Source organism: Catenulispora yoronensis, from assembly GCF_039531695.1.
Classification (GTDB): Bacteria; Actinomycetota; Actinomycetes; order Streptomycetales; family Catenulisporaceae; genus Catenulispora; species Catenulispora yoronensis.
In genome coordinates, this window is record NZ_BAAAQN010000006.1 from 12,880 (window position 1) to 27,541 (window position 14,662).

Below are 14,662 nucleotides of genomic sequence, written 5' to 3' on the forward strand. Positions count from 1 at the left end.
GCTTTCACGGTCGTGCTCCTGGCCGGGGCCGGATGCTCGTCGAAGGGCACCCCGGACACCCCGGGCTCGACCAGCGCACAGACCATCACCCTGGACGCGGCGAAGCAGCGCGTCCAGACCTACGTGGACCAGATAGCCGCGATCTTCCCGGTGAAACCGCAACTCGTCCCCAACGGCGCCCTCACCAGCGCGGAATGCCAGGACCCGGACGACGGCGGCCCCAAGGGCAGGTACGACGCCAGCATCGACTACTTCCTGCGCGGCGTCCCGGCGGCGGAGAACCCGGCCATGTTCGCCGCCCTACGGTCGTACGCGAGTCAGAACGGCTACAAGTCCATCGAGGACAACGCGACGATTCTCACGTACCAGAACCCGAAGGATGGATTCCGGGTGGGAATGGAGCAGAGCGTCCTCGGGGGCCAGGGGCTGAGTCTGACGGTCAGCGCGCCGTGCGTGTGGCCGAACGGGACGCCGTCGGCGTAGCGCGGAAGCGGGTGGCCGGGGCACCCGGCTTCGGGGCGGCGGGGTCGTTCCCGCACTGGTCACCGTGGGTGCCCCCGGTTGGATTCGAACCAACGACCCCCCGCTTAGGAGGCGGGTGCTCTATCCCCTGAGCTACGAGGGCCATACCCAGAAACCCTAGCGTAGTACGAGGTCAGCGCACCCCGAGGATCCGAACCCTCCCACCGGTCCAACCTGTCTGTAGGGCCCTGCCGAAATCTCCCCGCTATTTCCCCGCAGACCACGTGAGGGCTCAAACGGCGCTGCTCTCGTGCCGCCGAGCCTAGTGCCCGGCTCTCCCCTCTCCTTTCCGCTCAGCCCCTGCCCGGACTTCCGGTCGGGGGCTGAGTCGTTTCCGCGCGCCGTCGCGCCGCACCTTCTTCCGGCTCTCGCCGGCACGCCTATAAGGACGTCATCCATGCAGCACCACCCGATAGGCACCTTCGACTGGCAGCACAAGGTCGCCAAGGCCGACTTGCCGCTGACCACCAAGGCCGTCGCGATGTTCCTGGCGCACTTCGCCAACGCAGACGGCTCCCGGGTTCACCCCGGGGAGAAGAAGCTCGCGAAGATCCTGGACTTGACCGAGCGGGCGGTGCGCTCGCATCTGGCCAAGCTGCGGGAGATCGGGCTGATCGAGCGGGTGGAGCACGGCCAGTGGGCCGACGTGTACCAGCTGACCCTTCCTGGCGGGGCGGTGGACACCGTGCCGATGCGCATGGACAAGAACTGGCAGATGCTGAAGCCAGCCGTGCCGAAGCGTCGCCGCGCCGCCACCGGAACCCCGGATCCTGTGGACGAACATGTGAACGACGTTGTGGATAGGGCTGTGGATAACGCTGGGGACCGGAAGCCTGGTTCCGGTAGCGAGGATTCCGGGGCTCAGGGGCACCGGAAACCGGGTGCAGCCGTACCGGAAACTGGAAGCGCCTCTACCGGAACCCCGGTTCCGCCCACTAACCCTACTAACCCTCACCAACCAATCTCTGGGTTGCCTCAGGTGGCTACCTCACTTGACGCCGTCGGCGAAGACGATCAAGGCGAAGTGTTGGCAAGTGGTGGGTTCGAGCCGGACGAAGCCGAGTATGCGGCGGCGAACGAGATCCTGATGGCCCTGGGCGGCAAGGTCGAGCCGTTCATGACCGAGGCCATCGCCGAACTCGCCGCCGCCGGGATTGCGGACCCGTCGGCTCGGCAGATTGCGGTGCGGGCCGCGGACTTCGCCACACGCCCGGCGGTCCCCGACCCCGGGTCAGTGCACCGGGTCCGGTCTGGTCGCCTCCAGGGCGGCTCAGCATCACGGCCCTGAGAGGGACTGCCCGGTGCGGTCAGCCCGCCGCACCAGGCTCGGGACGCCGACGGGACCGGGGGCAGCAGGTTGCGCCGGCTGCCGGCGGTGTGCCAGTCTCGTGGTGGCGCTCGTCGCGCCAGGCCACCGGCGCTGATCCGGGTTCCGGCCGAAGGTGTTCGCATCGACGTCTCCCCTCGATTTCGTGAGATTCGCTGGCACTCGCCTATGCGGGTGTCCGCGGCCTGCTCTCCGGAGGTGTTCGATCATGACTGCGAAGAACGTGAACAAGTCTTCGGCCCGGGACCTGGCTGCTATGACCGGGATGCCGTACCAGAGCTGCCTGACGACGGTTCAGGTGCTGCGGGCCCTGCCCGCCGGGGTGAGCCTGGCCGACCTGGAGCCGGTGCTCACCGGCTCGGGCTCCGGCCAGGCGTTGCTGAATCTGCCTGGAAGCGACGAGGTCAACTACCAGGGCGTGCTGCCGTTCGCCTTCAGCGGCGACGGCGACGGCGACGGCGAAGTGATCGTCGTTGCACAGGCCGAGCCGGCGCTGGCCGTTCGAACGTCCGGCTCCGACTGGGGGCTACCTCCGAGCGGAGCCAGCTTGTGGCTGGAAATGGGGCTGGGCGACGATCAGTTGCGCCCGGCTGGCGTGTGGCGCACCACGGTCAAGCGGCTGTTGGGGGCGGCGCGGTCCGGGACAGGTGGGGCTGCCGTCTTGGCCGATCCGGCCGAGGACATTAAGGCCATGGCGGTTGTGCTGGGTGGCGAGATCCCCGGGGTTGCCTACATCAGCCCGCGGCTGGACACCGTCGCGCCGTCGTACACGACGGCAGGGCCCGGATTCGACTGGGCGCACTTCAGCTTCGTCGACCTGGATCAGGTTCATGCTCCGGATGAGCAGGATCATCGGCTGGTCGAGGGCTGCGGCGGCAACTGCGGATGGCTGCACGACTGGCCGACCACGAACCTGACCCACACCCAGATCTCGATGCCAGTACCCCTGGTGGACGCCTACCAGCGGATCACGGCGTCAGCGGGTCCGGACCCCGACGGTTTCGACAACGAACGGTGGTTCCGCCACGGTGTTACCGCCGATGGCACCCACTGGTACGGGCTGGGCACCTACCCCTGGCACTCGGAGCAGCTGAAGGACGTGTGCGGGGTGTGGATGCGGGTTGACCCACCAGCAGCAGGATCTGCTCCCTTCCCACTGCCGGTGAGCTGAGGTCTGGGTTACCGCACAGGAGCTTCTGCGGCCTCGAATGATGTCGGCGGGACCATCGTCGTCAGGATCCCGCGGTTCGGCGCCGCCGAAGCTGAGGAAGTGTACCGCCAGATAGCAGCGCTCTGTCTTGTGTTGGTGGTGTGCCTGATGCTGGCCGGGTGGGGTACTCACTGGATCCGGCGGCGGTTCCGCCGCATGCGACGGCGCGGGCCTGGGGTCGGTTCTGCGCGAAGACGGTGGTGACGGCCGAACATGTGATCTGGACTGGCGGGCTGTCGTCTGGCTACGGCACGTTCCACGACGACGGGTTCCGGGACTGGGACCTGGAGTTGGCCGACCACAAGGCGACGGTGACCGCGACGCGGTGGCTATGGACGGCCCACCATGGTCCGATCCCCCGAGGCATGCGGATACTGCATGGGTGTGACCTGCCGATATGCGTCCGGCTTGCTGACTTGTCGGTAGGCAGTCAGGCTCAGAACATCGCCGACGCGGCCCGGCGGGACCGGCTAGCTCGGTTTGCCGGGCGGGTGCGGCTGGACCGGGCGGACACTCGGGGGCTGGCGGCGCAGTCGCGGGCGATCCGGTTCGCAGTACTGGAGGCCCTCGACTCCGGGGTGTCCGATCCGGTCTTGCTGGAGGCCGTGGTGACTGGGGTGGTGGCAGCCGGCAGCCCGGATGCGGTAAGCGCGAAGGCGCCGCTGTTCGGCGTCGAGGACATCCCCGACGCCGCGGTGGCGAAGGCTCCGGCTGCGGAGCCGTGGCAGCCGGAGCTGTTCGGCATCGACTTGTAGCCTCGTCAGCTACCGGACTGGGCACGTCCAATCATGGCGGCGGCTTGCTCACCGTAGGCAGCGGCCTGTGCGAACTCATCGAACATTCGCAGATACATCGCGACCTCGGGCGCCTTGCTGATCGTGATGGTGACGGCCATGGTCTCGATGTTTACGCTTGCGTCGTCGACGATGTCGATGTGGCTCATCGGCGCGGCATGAACGCGGGCGCGCGTTGGCAGAATTCCCAGCCGTACGTTCGGCTTGGTGGCCAAGGCCAGCAGGTGTTCTAGTTGCTCGGCCATAACGTCGCTGTCGGCAGTGGCACCGTAGAGGACGCTCTCGGCGATAACAGCGTGAAAGCTCCGGCCGGGGTCATTGATCAGTTGCCCGCGCGACATGCGGAGGTCGACCGTTTGGGTGACAGTGTCGGGCAGACCGAGCAGTTCGTGCGCCTCGGTCAAGCGCGTGGTGGCGTAGGCGCGGGTTTGGTAATTGCCTGGTACCACCGCCGAGGCGAAGTTTTTGAACGTGTGGCCGACGCTCTCCTCCTGGAGGAGTTGCTGTTGGACGTGTGCGGTGCCGTCGGCCATGTTCTGCATGTGCCGGTTGTACTCGATGCCCATCGTGACCGAGCCCCCTTCGTCTGCGGTTAGTAGGCTGTAACTGGCCGTAGGTCGAACAAGCCGCGGTTGAACGCCGCAACTGCGGACAGCAGTTGCGTGAGCCCCTGCGGCCCGACGGTCGCTAGTGCCCACAGGGCGCTGATTCGACGGGCAGTGGCCCAGATCTCGCCGGTTGCCTCAGCTGGTGTGCGGAACGGGATGATGCCGATGTTCCGGCTGTCGAAGTACTCTGGTTCCAGGTAGCGCATGCCGCCAGTGCCGCACAGGTAGGTGGTGGCGCCGACCAAACCCGCGAGATCACCGAGTCGTTCGGACCTGCCGTTGCCAGAGGGCAGTCCGCTGCTCATCACGGTCTGCCCGCTCCAGCAGAGCTCATCGAGCAGGGCGGTGGTTGACGCCTCGGCGATGGCGCCGATGCGGCCGGTGGCGTCGAAGGCGGCCAGGGTGGCCTCCAGGACTCGGGCAATGGCCAGCCAGTGACGGCTGTGCCGGTAGTACTGCTCGATGAGCAGCGCGAGCCGGCGGCGGCTTCGCTCGGGCTCTGCCACCAGGACCTCGCCGATGACGGTCGCTCGGCCGTCGGGCAGGTGGGCCGCGATCGAGAGCCACTGCGTGCGGGTAGGGTCCGTGAGCTGGGCGAGCCTGGTGCGGTGCTGGTAGTCGCGGCGGGTGAACTGGACGTCGTCGAGCACTATGCGGGTGTTGCAGGCGTAGAGCTTGGCCAGGGTGGACAACCTCGGGAACAGGTTCGGCTGGTGGATCGCGACCGCGGCCGTCGGTCGGCTGGGGTCAGGGCTTGGGTAGGACGCTGTCGTATCCGGCGACGATGAGGCGTTTGAGCGCGGCATGGACTTCCTCCGGAACGACTTGTTCGATCATGTAGCCGTGCTTGGGGTATTCGATGATCCGCTGGAGGTCGCCGACCATGTCGCACAGGACGTGGCGCGGGTCGGCACTGGAGACGAGGTAGTCGGCGAGGCTGATCGGCTGGGAGGAGCAGACCACGTCGACCTCGGGCCACTGGGCTCGGCAGGTGGCGAAGGCGCGCCGCTCCATGAACGGCATGGCGATGAGCATCACCGATTTCGGCACGATGCCGGCCTGGAGCAGGAGCTGTCTGGACAGGGTGATGTTCGCACCGCTGTTGGTGGCCTTGTCCTCGATCATCGTCGCGGTATCCGGGACCCCGGCGGCGGTGGCTGCGGCGTGGAAGGCGACGGCCTCGCCCTGCGGAAAGACGTCGATGGTGTAGTCGTTGGTGGCGCCGGTGAACACGATCAAGGGGAAGCGGCCCTGGTGGTAGAGGGCGGCGGCGTGGCGTGCGGCGCCGAGGTCGTAGCTGCCCAGGACGACGGCGACTTCGGTGTTCTGTGGTTCGTGTCCGAGCTGGTGGTAGTCCCAGAGGGTCTGGGCATCTCGGTGGTGCTCGTCGGTGATGTCCTGCGCGGTCACGCACGCTCCTTGCGTCACGGGGTGGCGCCAGCGGCCGGGGCCGCGAGCGTCTTGCGGATGTTCTGGATGCTGCGGATCTGGTGCCCGAGGCCGGCGCCGGCAGCGACCTGGTGGGCGGCGTCGAGCCGGGCCAGGCCCTCCTGTCGGGTCGCCGGGTCGGTCAGCAGGATGTGGGCGGTGGCGGTGCCCAGCTGGACCTGTTGAAGCGGGGAGTGCGCGCGGCCGGTGGACTGGGCGATGTCGATGTGCCGCAGAGCTCCGGGCAGGTTGCCGGTGCCGCGGTGCGCTAACGCGATTTTCTGCTGGGCGCTCGACCAGTCTTCCGGCTCGCCGAGGGTCTCGAACATGCGGGCTGCTGCGATCATCACGGCGACTGCTTCCTCGTGCTGGTCCTGCTTGCTTAGTGCGGTGCCGACCCACAGGGCGGCGCGGGCACGGTCGCGGGCGCTGAGCCGGTTGTCGACCGCGAGCAGGTCGTACTGGCCGCTGGCTGCGGCGGCGTCGCCGGACATCTCCTTCACCACCGCGAGCGACAGGTCGATCTGTGCCACGCGGCGGGGGATGTCGAGCTGGGCAAATACGCTGCGGGCCCTGCGGTAGGTCGACTCGGCTGACCTCGGCCCGAGCAGTGCGCCCTGGTCGCAGTGGTAGTCGCCGAGCAGAGTCAGCGACCTGCCGTAGAGGTACAGGCCGCGGTCATCCAGAAGGTCGGGATCCAGCGGCGCCAGCCAGCGGTTCAGCAGCTCGCCGGCGTGCCTGAAGTTCTGCCAGCTCAGGGCGACCACAGCCCGGTCCAGGTCTTCGGCCCACGCCTCGAAGTCCAGGCCGGACATGGTGCGGGCCGCCGGTGCGTGCCCGTAGGGCTCAGCTCGCCGCAGCTCCGCCGCCATGGCCTCGAACCTAAGGCGCACCTCCGGCTCGGCTCGTGCCAACACCGTGTCCAGGATCGCCTGCGTGTCGGGATACGGCGTTGTGGACGCCAGCAACTGGCCCCACTTACCGACGGTGCGCGGGGCGACTCCGAGCCGTTCGGCGAACCCGCGGACGGAGTCGCGCAGCGCCTTGCGCAGCGCGAGAGCCTCCAGCCCCGTCCAACTCCGTACTTCGGCCACTGCGCACTCCTCCCTTCATCAGCCATCGAATCATGGCGGCGGCAAGGGGTGAACCAAAAGTGCTACGGAAGTGCTACACCCGGTCATTCCCGCTGCTAGCCCGGTAGAGCAATCCTGGAGATCGCGGCGCCCGGCACGTGGTTGTCCGGCGCTCACCGCACCTTCCCCTACTGAGCGAGGAGGTTCCGGTGGTGAGGATCACCGAGCACCAGGCAGTGGACGAGCTTGTCGTCTACGGGTATCTGCGAGGAGCGGCCGCGCCGAGCGGCCGGCTCCGAGCCCTGTCCTCGGCGCTCAAGGCGTACTGCGAGCAACACGAGCTGACGCTCAGCAGGGTGTTCACCGAGTGGATTGACGACGCGGACGGCTCGGTATTCAGCTCGCTTCTCGCGACCCTCAGTACCCAGCAACCGTACGGGGTCGTCTTGCTGTCGCGGCACCATCTCGGACCGCGTGACGTCGCGAACAGTCGCGCAGCGCAAATCACCACGTCCGGAACACGCCTGATAGCCGTGCGCTGACGACACCACCTGCAAGGCAGATATCCGCATCTCCGAGTCGGCGAGGCAGGAGAGTCATGAATGCCAAGCTCAGCTCACCCAATCGGGCGCTACGACACCAGCTTCGTACCATCGTGGCTTCTCACCGCTGGCCAGTCGCCATCGAGAGCGTCAGTGATGCGTACCGAGAATGCCTCGACCGCAGAGTTCTCGACCTCTTGGCGATCAAGCCAGAGGATCTCCTTGGCTTCGCTGTTCGGGGTGGCACTCCCGCCGATCAGCTCGCAGCGGTACACCAGCGCGACCACCCCGAGCACCATGTTCTTGTAGACGCCGGTGAGGCGTTGAGGTCGGACCTGGTAGCCGGTCTCCTCAAGAACTTCGCGCACCAGGCCGGCCTCGATGGCCTCCTCTTGTTCGAGGATGCCGCCGGGGGCTTGGATCTGGCCGTTGTCGGCGCGGCGGATGACGAGGATCTTGCCGTCGTCGCGGACGACGACGCCAGCGACGGAGACCGAGTGGCGGTAGTGCTCGGGCATGCAGGGTCCTTACTGGATTCGGAAGCGGTGGGTGAACTTGATCATCGCGCCGTTGATGATGGACTGGAAGACCTCCAGGACACGCTCGTCCGCCTCGGTCTCGCCGGCGCTGGCGCGGTAGCCGTACAACCGGCGCTCGACCTGGGCGACAGGAACACCCTTGGACAGTTGCAGCAGCCGCCGCTCCTGGGTGCGCGGGTTGGGCATCCGCGACGGGCCCCACTCCTCGTAGATCTCGGTGAGGACGAACCCAACGTCCTCCAGCCGGGCCATGCTGCCGCCGGGGCCGGTTTTGGTCTCGCGGATCGCGGTGCCCTCGACGTCCTCCAGGCGGTAGTAGGAGGCGGCGAGCTGGTTCGGCTTCTCGTCGACGAACTCGCGCCGGTACCGCTTGAACACCGTGGCACCGGCCGCGACAGCGAGCAGTTCGGCGACGTCGGCAGGAGCCGGGACATCCGCCAGTTCGAGTGCCTCCTGCCGGAAGCTGAGGCCGGCCGCCTCGGCGTCGGCCTGCTGGGCGGACTTGCCTGCGGCACGGTAGGCGCGGGAGAAGCGCTCCGTCCCCAGTCGGATCAGCGGGGGCTGGGTCCGTACGAACACGCCTCGGCCGGGCTGGCCCTCGACGAGGCCCTCGTTCTTCAAGATGGCGATGGCCTGGCGGATGGTCTGGGGCGAGACGTCCCATTCATCGGACAGCTCTCGCTCGGAAGGGATCTTGTCGCCGGGCCCGTACACGCCGCCGACGATCTCCTCGCGGAGATGGTCAGCGATCTGCACAGACGGCGACCGCGGATCCGTCGAATCGATAGGCATGCGCGCATCCTACACATCAACCTCACTAGTGAGGTGTTGAAGTCGTCATCGCAGACTGCTACCTTGCGGTTACCAGACAACCTCACTAGTGAGCTAGTGAACCAGACGGCCCTGTCAATCGGAAGGGGAAGGCGATGAAGAAGACGAAGACGGTCGCCACCCCGCCGTTCGCCGTGAAGTCCTGGATCTCCGGCGATGGGGTGACCGTGTTCGAGGTGTCCGGTGAGGTGGAGTTCTACACCGCCCCGGCGCTGCGCAGGGAGCTACTTCAGACCACCGCCGGACACAGTCCACTGGCGGTGCTGGATCTGTCGGCGGTGACATTCATCGACTCCTCCGGGGTTAGCGCGCTGGTGCTCGGGTGCAAACGCGTTCGCAAGCACCACGGCGCGCTGGGGCTCGCCAACCCGTCCCAGCACGTCCGCCACGTACTGGGGGTGATGGGTCTGCTGAAGGTGTTCTCCATCTTCGACACGGTGGAGGAGGCCCAGGCCGGGGTGAAGGAAGCCGCCAGCCTCGTCGGCGGTGCCGCCGCACGCCTGTGCGCGGGGCTGTCGTGACCAGGGCGGGCGCCGAGCTGGCCGCGCCGGTCTGGCCGGGAGTGCTGACCGTCACGATCAAGCTGCTGTTCCCCGCCGTGGACGGGCAGCCCCTGGAGCGCCACTTCTACGCCGACTTCACCAGCCCCGTCGACGCGTTCAACGTGGCGTGCTGCATGTGGAGCACCGAACACGCCGACTACGGCGCGGTCGCCGCGGTCCTCATCGACGAGGCCACCGGCCAGCAGTACCGGGTCACCCAGATCGCGAACACCTGCGGCCAATACCCACCCGCGGCGATGGCCCGCGTGGCGAAGACCGGCACCGAAACCCTCGTGACCGCCACGGCGGGAGGAGTAGGTGTCTGAGATGTCGGACCCTCGGCCGTCTGTGGCGGCGGCTTTCCCGGGATCACACGGCTTCCCGCCCGTCGGCTACGCCGATGCCATGCCAGTCGCTTCTGAGCTGCTGGCCGGGGACCGTCTCTACTTCAACACCAAGATCCGCATCGTGCTGCGGGCGGAGGAACTTGCCGACACCGGCACCGTCAACATCCACCTCCAGCCCGGTCCGCACCCGACAGATTCGCCCACCTGGCCCGCCGTCTGGGCCGATCAGCAGATCCCGGTGAGGAGGCCGACAACAGAACAGCAGGCCACCGGCCCCGAAGCTGCCGTAGCCACCTCCCAGAGCTCCGCCTCAGACCGGACTTTCACCGCTCTGGCCGGGGACCACCAGTCAGCCCGAGGCACGCAGGGCGACGCGGGCGTCCTGGCGCAACTGCTCGGCGTCAGTGCCGCCGACCCTCGCCAGACGGGCGACCATCTCCCGAGTCGCCTTGTCGATGCGGGTCGAGCTGACCCCGTCGGCACAGGTCAGGAACTCCCGCCAGGTCTTCACAGCGGCATCGACAGCGCCCTGCTTCAGCTGGGCCGTCCCCAGATCGGCCAGGACCATGGCCCTAGTCCGCTTGCGGTCCAGGCCGTAGATCTCCAGCGAGCGGCGCATGTGTTCCGCGGCGGCATCCATCTCCCCGGCCCGTGCCAGGATCTGGCCCGCTTCGTGGGCCCATCGGCCCGGAGAGTAATGCGAGGCCCAGCTCGATCCGGGCTCGGTCTGCGCGTGCTCGATCTGCATTCGCGACAGTTCCAGGGAGGACAGCGCCAGCGCCCTGTCCCCATCCAGCGAGCTGGCCGTGGCCAGCGAACAGTAGTAGTAGGCCCTGGCTTTGGGATGGTCCAGCCCGCCGGCCGCATCGACGGCCATCTCCGCCAGCCGGACGGCTTCGGCGAAGTCGTGCTGTTCCCCAGCCATCGAGGACAACCCGCGCAGCGCGGTGGCGGCCAGCTCCGGGTCACGCGCGTCACACCCGAGATCGTGTGCCTTCCAGTACAGCTGGGCGGCCTGGTCGAAATCCCCGCCGTCCTGAGCCATCCACGCCGCCAGCTGCGTGATCTCGCTGGCCGCCGCATCAAGGTCTCGACCGTGGGCGCCGGGCTGCCCGTCGAGCATGTGCTGCACGTTCCCGGTGACGTACTGGAGTGTCGGGGTAAGCAGGTGCCCGCCGCCGAACTCCGATGCAGCATCCCCCAGGACCTTGGTCATGCTCCGCACCGACGCGACATCGGACGCGCCGATCCGGCGGCCCGCACCGGCGGGCCTGCCCATTGCCTCGGCCGGGATCTGAACCCCCAGGGAGGTCAGAGTCGACGCCGTCGAGGCCAGGAAGCGTCTGCGCAACACCTCGTCGAACTCCTCCCAGTCTCCGGCTGCCAGGGTACCGGCGGCGAACACCGGGGTCGGGTCGGCGAGGACCGGATGCAGCAGCGCCTCCAGGTCGTCGATCGTGACCAGCAGCGCCGACGCCAGCCGGCGCCGGATCCACGGCTGCGGTGTCGACCGGCCCCATTCCCACCGGGCGACGGTGCTCCTGTCGACGCCCAAGACCGCGGCCAACTTCTCCTGGGTGAGGCCGACCGCCTCACGCCGGCGCTTCAGCTCCTCGCGTCGCCGATGTACGGCCATTGCGGCACTCCCGCCCACGTTGCGGTACCCGATGCACCACTGATGCCACCAATGCGCTTCAAGCATGCCCTGGAGACGTCCCACTGTCTCAGCTTTCGTAGATACCGGCCGCAACGACGGGCCGTGCAGGACTCCAGCGCCGTCATGACCGTGACGACGCCGCCCTGACCGGCTCCCCTCGGCGGTGAAGGCCCCCCGAAAGCCGCCGAGGGGACGCCGCACCACGCGGGCGAGGCGCGCGCTGGTCTGAGGGGGCCGACCCGCGCGCCTCGCCTGCCCCACCCCCTGGACGCAATGACGAAGGAAGTGCCCACTGATGGACCGGCTCCCCGTTGCCGATAGGCGCGCCGCGCACACCGCGATCGCGATGGCGTTGACGGTCAAGTACCGCATCGCCGGGCCGATGGCGCACGCCACCGGTACCGGCTGCTCCCCGGTGCCGCTGCCCCGCCTCGGCGACCTGATCGACAGCTTGCACGCGTTCAGCCCCGACTTGCCCGACAGCCAGCCGCTGCCGCCGCTGAGCTCCTTCGACGGGTTCCCTGACTCCACGAGCCAGGGACGCACCCCGCTGGACCTGGCATCAGTTCTGGCCGGTGTGGCCCAGGGTCGCGCCCAGGCCGCGCTGGAAGGGTTCTGAGACTGCCGTGACGATGCTCTCCTGGCCCAAGGGCCGGCCGGCTCCTGGCCCGGTCACCGCCACCGTCCAGCGCATCGACCTGCCGGACGGGCAGTTGTACCGGATGCGGCAGACGAACCTGTTCGATCGGGGCCATTTCGGCTATGTGCCGGTCACCATGATCCGTACCGAGGACCAGATCTTCCCCGACTGCGACCACACCCCGATGCGCACCGTAGCCCTGGCCGGGCAGGCATACGCCGCCGCCGAGTTTTACATCGAGGTCGAACACGACCCTGGCATCGAGCCTGACCGGGTGAAGGACTCCACCTACTACGACCCGGCCGCAAGGATCTTCGCTCGCCGCCCCGCCCTGGACAGGAGCGGCACTGGCCTGCGGACCGTTGTGCTGGAACTTCCCGCCATCAACCCGAACAGCACCGACACCTGCACGGACGCCGCCGCCGACTTCGCCGCCGTCCTACAACCGTCTCGCGCCGCACGCCGCGCCGCCGTTCTGGCCCGCGCCGCCCGCCGCGCCGCCACGTTCACGAAAGCACTAACCAACCGATGAACAACGACAACACGACGACAGCCAACAACCAGCCCGGCAAGATCGGACACTGCCCCGACGTGAGCCCGGAGCCGTCGGAAGCCGGGAAGCCCAAGGTCTTGGTCGTGTCTGACTACGCCTACGCCTCCGGCGGCGTCGAACACATGGTCTCCGAGCTGCTCGCCGGGTTCACCGACGGGTTCGAGTGCACCCTGCTCACCTGGCTGCCGGACGCAGTGGTCCCTGACGGGTTCCGCGGCGTGATCACGCTGGACTACGGCGACCTGCGGCAGGCGTGGCCAGCGATGGAAGCTGCCGATGTGCTGCTGGTTCAGACCAGCTTCAACACTCGCCTGCTGGCTGGCCTGGCGGCGGACTTCCTGACCCACAGGCCCAAGCCGGCGCTGACCGTCGTGCACACCTCTTCGCACTCCCGGCCCGAGGCAACCTACCGAGACGTCCAGGCCGCGTGGCTGACTCGGCTGCTGGACGCGAGCTCCTCAGTGGTCGCGGTGTCCACGGATGTAGAGAAGGCCCTGCGCTGCATGCCGACGGCCGACGGCGGGGACTGGCAGATCGTCGTCATTGAGAACGCCGCCCGCCTGGCCGCACCGCCGACCCGGCCCAAGGGACGCAAGACGGTGTCGTTCATCGGTCGCCCGATGCCGCAGAAAGGCTGGGACGACTTCACCCGCCTGGCTGCCGATCTTGCCCACAGCGGCCTGGAGTTCGCGGCCAACACCGTCCACGCCGCACCCGACACTCCCGCCCCCGGGATCCAGCTGTGCCACCGGCTCGCCGACGAGCAGATGCTCGACTTCCTGGACGGCACGGATCTGCTGGTCGCTCCCTACCGCTTCGCCGACGGCCAACCCCTTGCCGTGCTGGAAGCATTGGCCTGCGGAGTGCCGGTAATCGGATACGACACCGAAGGACTGGGCCGGCTGCTGCGCCAGCACGGGCAACGATTGATCCCGGCGACCTACGAGGCGCTGCGCGAAGCAGTATCCGGGTGGGCCAGCGGCCGAATCAGCGTGAAACCGCCAGAGCCGATGACCGTCCGCAGCTGGACGCAGGCCGTGGCCGAGTATGCGGCGCTGGTCCACGACACCTTGAACGACAAGACCGCCCGCGTCGTCGACCTGTTCGCCACCGCCGCGGGTGATCCGGCTTCGCACGCGGTGCTGGCCTCTCCCGGCGGGCTCGTGCAATGGAAGGCACCGATGGACGTGATCTCCCCGCACCGCAGCAACACAGACGACGACAGCGACAGCCACGGCCCCTGAGTTCCCCAGACTGCCGCCAGGTCAGAGTCCCCCGCTCGGACATCCCCCTGACCTGCCGGCGCACGACCTCCTCCCGCTAAGGCGCCTCGGCGCCGATGAGGGAACGGGAGGAGAACCGGCTGCCGCGCGGGCGCCAGGTCGCACCTCGTGGGGCAGGTGCGGATCTCTCGCGCGGCGGCCGGCCAGTGAACGACTCGATGTGGAGGACGCGGTGAAGGACGAAGTGTTGGTTGCTCTGATTGCCCTGATCATCATCGGGTTTGTGCTGGAACGCGACCACCCCAGTCAGTCCGCGCCGCAGAGCCCTGCGGGTTGTGTCAACAGCCGGAGCGACGCGATAGGTGCAGCCAGTGAGCCGCAGTCCAGGCGGGAGGAGACGTATACCGCCGCGCGGCAACCAGCCAGCACGGGTGCCTGGTCGGCTGGCGCTAGACCAATCCGATTTCCCGATGGTTCCCCTCCGGGCCACCGGGCCGCTCTGAAAACGAAAGGACAAGGCGTGGCTGACAAGGGGCCGCAGGCACCGTGGGACTACCTGATCAAGAACAGCGGCGGGGAGACGACCACGGAGACATACAACGAGTACGAGAAAGCCCTCGAAGACGGCGACTTCGAGAAGGCCCAAGAACTCTACGACCGCGCTTGTCGCGACGCCTCCTAGCCAGACACTCCCAAATCCTCGAACTGCCCAACGCTGACCGCGTCGTGGCAAGCACTCAGCCGGGTCCTGATCTCCTGGCCGTACCCGATAGACGGCATCCATCCGAAGCACTCCGCCAGGCACTGATTCAACTTGCAAGGGGGA

The 14,662-nt window shown here is 67.9% G+C and carries 18 protein-coding genes and 1 tRNA gene; 11 read left to right on the forward strand and 8 right to left on the reverse strand.

Annotation, left to right across the window (positions count from 1 at the left end; all coding sequences use genetic code 11):
- The first annotated feature begins 12 nt into the window (after positions 1 to 12).
- Complete coding sequence (locus ABD481_RS06605; protein ID WP_344664634.1) at positions 13 to 483, forward strand: hypothetical protein; 471 nt, start codon at positions 13 to 15, stop codon at positions 481 to 483.
- A gap of 69 nt (positions 484 to 552) precedes the next feature.
- Here the strand turns inward: ABD481_RS06605 and ABD481_RS06610 are convergent.
- A tRNA-Arg gene (locus tag ABD481_RS06610) sits at positions 553 to 625 on the reverse strand.
- Between the two features lie 294 nt (positions 626 to 919).
- Here ABD481_RS06610 and ABD481_RS06615 point away from each other — a divergent pair.
- The 3 genes from ABD481_RS06615 to ABD481_RS06625 all read left to right on the forward strand — a co-directional run bounded on the left by ABD481_RS06615 (position 920) and on the right by ABD481_RS06625 (position 3,814).
- Entirely contained in the window at positions 920 to 1,810 is an 891-nt protein-coding gene (locus tag ABD481_RS06615; RefSeq protein ID WP_344664635.1) for a helix-turn-helix domain-containing protein, read from the forward strand.
- Positions 1,811 to 2,057: 247 nt separating this feature from the next.
- Positions 2,058 to 3,020, forward strand: a complete 963-nt coding sequence (locus tag ABD481_RS06620) for a hypothetical protein (protein WP_344664636.1) — start codon at positions 2,058 to 2,060, stop codon at positions 3,018 to 3,020.
- 158 nt (positions 3,021 to 3,178) lie between these two features.
- A complete protein-coding gene (locus ABD481_RS06625; protein ID WP_344664637.1) occupies positions 3,179 to 3,814 on the forward strand; it encodes an HNH endonuclease in 636 nt (211 codons plus the stop codon).
- A gap of 5 nt (positions 3,815 to 3,819) precedes the next feature.
- Here ABD481_RS06625 and ABD481_RS06630 read toward each other — a convergent pair whose 3' ends face one another.
- From ABD481_RS06630 to ABD481_RS06645, 4 genes are read right to left on the reverse strand one after another with little or no spacing between them, the layout of a single operon-like run.
- Positions 3,820 to 4,419, reverse strand: a complete 600-nt coding sequence (locus ABD481_RS06630; protein ID WP_344664638.1) for a DUF5753 domain-containing protein — start codon at positions 4,417 to 4,419, stop codon at positions 3,820 to 3,822.
- 26 nt (positions 4,420 to 4,445) lie between these two features.
- Complete coding sequence (locus tag ABD481_RS06635) at positions 4,446 to 5,267, reverse strand: WbqC family protein (RefSeq protein ID WP_425559118.1); 822 nt, start codon at positions 5,265 to 5,267, stop codon at positions 4,446 to 4,448.
- Positions 5,209 to 5,871 (reverse strand): YdcF family protein, encoded by a 663-nt coding sequence (locus tag ABD481_RS06640; RefSeq protein ID WP_344664639.1) that lies wholly within the window; start codon positions 5,869 to 5,871, stop codon positions 5,209 to 5,211. The genes ABD481_RS06635 and ABD481_RS06640 overlap by 59 nt, the downstream gene beginning before the upstream one ends.
- Positions 5,872 to 5,885: 14 nt before the next feature.
- Positions 5,886 to 6,983 carry a hypothetical protein gene (locus tag ABD481_RS06645; RefSeq protein WP_344664640.1) on the reverse strand — a complete coding sequence of 366 codons (1,098 nt, stop codon included), beginning with the start codon at positions 6,981 to 6,983 and terminating at the stop codon, positions 5,886 to 5,888.
- A 191-nt stretch (positions 6,984 to 7,174) separates the two neighbouring features.
- Here ABD481_RS06645 and ABD481_RS06650 point away from each other — a divergent pair, with 191 nt between their 5' ends.
- Positions 7,175 to 7,504, forward strand: a complete 330-nt coding sequence (locus ABD481_RS06650) for a hypothetical protein (protein ID WP_344664641.1) — start codon at positions 7,175 to 7,177, stop codon at positions 7,502 to 7,504.
- Between the two features lie 89 nt (positions 7,505 to 7,593).
- Here ABD481_RS06650 and ABD481_RS06655 read toward each other — a convergent pair whose 3' ends face one another.
- Together ABD481_RS06655 and ABD481_RS06660 are read right to left on the reverse strand one after the other, a co-directional pair.
- Complete coding sequence (locus ABD481_RS06655) at positions 7,594 to 8,022, reverse strand: NUDIX hydrolase (protein WP_344664642.1); 429 nt, start codon at positions 8,020 to 8,022, stop codon at positions 7,594 to 7,596.
- A gap of 9 nt (positions 8,023 to 8,031) precedes the next feature.
- Entirely contained in the window at positions 8,032 to 8,835 is an 804-nt protein-coding gene (locus ABD481_RS06660) for a GntR family transcriptional regulator (RefSeq protein ID WP_344664643.1), read from the reverse strand.
- 134 nt (positions 8,836 to 8,969) lie between these two features.
- On the opposite strand from ABD481_RS06660, the gene ABD481_RS06665 reads away from it, so the two are divergent.
- Together ABD481_RS06665 and ABD481_RS06670 are read left to right on the forward strand one after the other, a co-directional pair.
- Entirely contained in the window at positions 8,970 to 9,395 is a 426-nt protein-coding gene (locus ABD481_RS06665) for an STAS domain-containing protein (RefSeq protein WP_344664644.1), read from the forward strand.
- Entirely contained in the window at positions 9,392 to 9,742 is a 351-nt protein-coding gene (locus tag ABD481_RS06670; protein ID WP_344664645.1) for a hypothetical protein, read from the forward strand. Before ABD481_RS06665 ends, ABD481_RS06670 begins: the two co-directional genes overlap by 4 nt.
- A gap of 370 nt (positions 9,743 to 10,112) precedes the next feature.
- Here ABD481_RS06670 and ABD481_RS06675 read toward each other — a convergent pair whose 3' ends face one another.
- Positions 10,113 to 11,399 (reverse strand): NsdA family TPR-like regulatory protein, encoded by a 1,287-nt coding sequence (locus ABD481_RS06675; RefSeq protein WP_344664646.1) that lies wholly within the window; start codon positions 11,397 to 11,399, stop codon positions 10,113 to 10,115.
- Between the two features lie 316 nt (positions 11,400 to 11,715).
- On the opposite strand from ABD481_RS06675, the gene ABD481_RS06680 reads away from it, so the two are divergent.
- The 4 genes from ABD481_RS06680 (at position 11,716) to ABD481_RS06695 (ending at position 14,518) form a co-directional block, all read left to right on the forward strand.
- Complete coding sequence (locus tag ABD481_RS06680; RefSeq protein WP_344664647.1) at positions 11,716 to 12,039, forward strand: hypothetical protein; 324 nt, start codon at positions 11,716 to 11,718, stop codon at positions 12,037 to 12,039.
- Between the two features lie 7 nt (positions 12,040 to 12,046).
- Positions 12,047 to 12,592, forward strand: coding sequence for a hypothetical protein (locus ABD481_RS06685; RefSeq protein WP_344664648.1), 546 nt, complete (start codon positions 12,047 to 12,049; stop codon positions 12,590 to 12,592).
- On the forward strand, positions 12,589 to 13,857 hold the full coding sequence (locus ABD481_RS06690) for a glycosyltransferase family 4 protein (RefSeq protein ID WP_344664649.1): 1,269 nt from the start codon (positions 12,589 to 12,591) through the stop codon (positions 13,855 to 13,857). The genes ABD481_RS06685 and ABD481_RS06690 overlap by 4 nt, the downstream gene beginning before the upstream one ends.
- A gap of 499 nt (positions 13,858 to 14,356) precedes the next feature.
- Complete coding sequence (locus ABD481_RS06695; protein WP_344664650.1) at positions 14,357 to 14,518, forward strand: hypothetical protein; 162 nt, start codon at positions 14,357 to 14,359, stop codon at positions 14,516 to 14,518.
- Positions 14,519 to 14,662 lie beyond the last annotated feature (144 nt).

Bases quoted from the DNA above. Each gene is read 5' to 3' on its own strand.
- ABD481_RS06615 (WP_344664635.1), top strand. From the start codon at position 920: ATGCAGCACCACCCGATAGGCACCTTCGACTGGCAGCACAAGGTCGCC.
- ABD481_RS06620 (WP_344664636.1), top strand. From the start codon at position 2,058: ATGACTGCGAAGAACGTGAACAAGTCTTCGGCCCGGGACCTGGCTGCT.
- ABD481_RS06630 (WP_344664638.1), bottom strand. From the start codon at position 4,419: ATGGGCATCGAGTACAACCGGCACATGCAGAACATGGCCGACGGCACC.
- ABD481_RS06635 (WP_425559118.1), bottom strand. From the start codon at position 5,267: ATGCCGCGCTCAAACGCCTCATCGTCGCCGGATACGACAGCGTCCTAC.
- ABD481_RS06655 (WP_344664642.1), bottom strand. From the start codon at position 8,022: ATGCCCGAGCACTACCGCCACTCGGTCTCCGTCGCTGGCGTCGTCGTC.
- ABD481_RS06660 (WP_344664643.1), bottom strand. From the start codon at position 8,835: ATGCCTATCGATTCGACGGATCCGCGGTCGCCGTCTGTGCAGATCGCT.
- ABD481_RS06665 (WP_344664644.1), top strand. From the start codon at position 8,970: ATGAAGAAGACGAAGACGGTCGCCACCCCGCCGTTCGCCGTGAAGTCC.
- ABD481_RS06675 (WP_344664646.1), bottom strand. From the start codon at position 11,399: ATGGCCGTACATCGGCGACGCGAGGAGCTGAAGCGCCGGCGTGAGGCG.
- ABD481_RS06680 (WP_344664647.1), top strand. From the start codon at position 11,716: ATGGACCGGCTCCCCGTTGCCGATAGGCGCGCCGCGCACACCGCGATC.
- ABD481_RS06690 (WP_344664649.1), top strand. From the start codon at position 12,589: ATGAACAACGACAACACGACGACAGCCAACAACCAGCCCGGCAAGATC.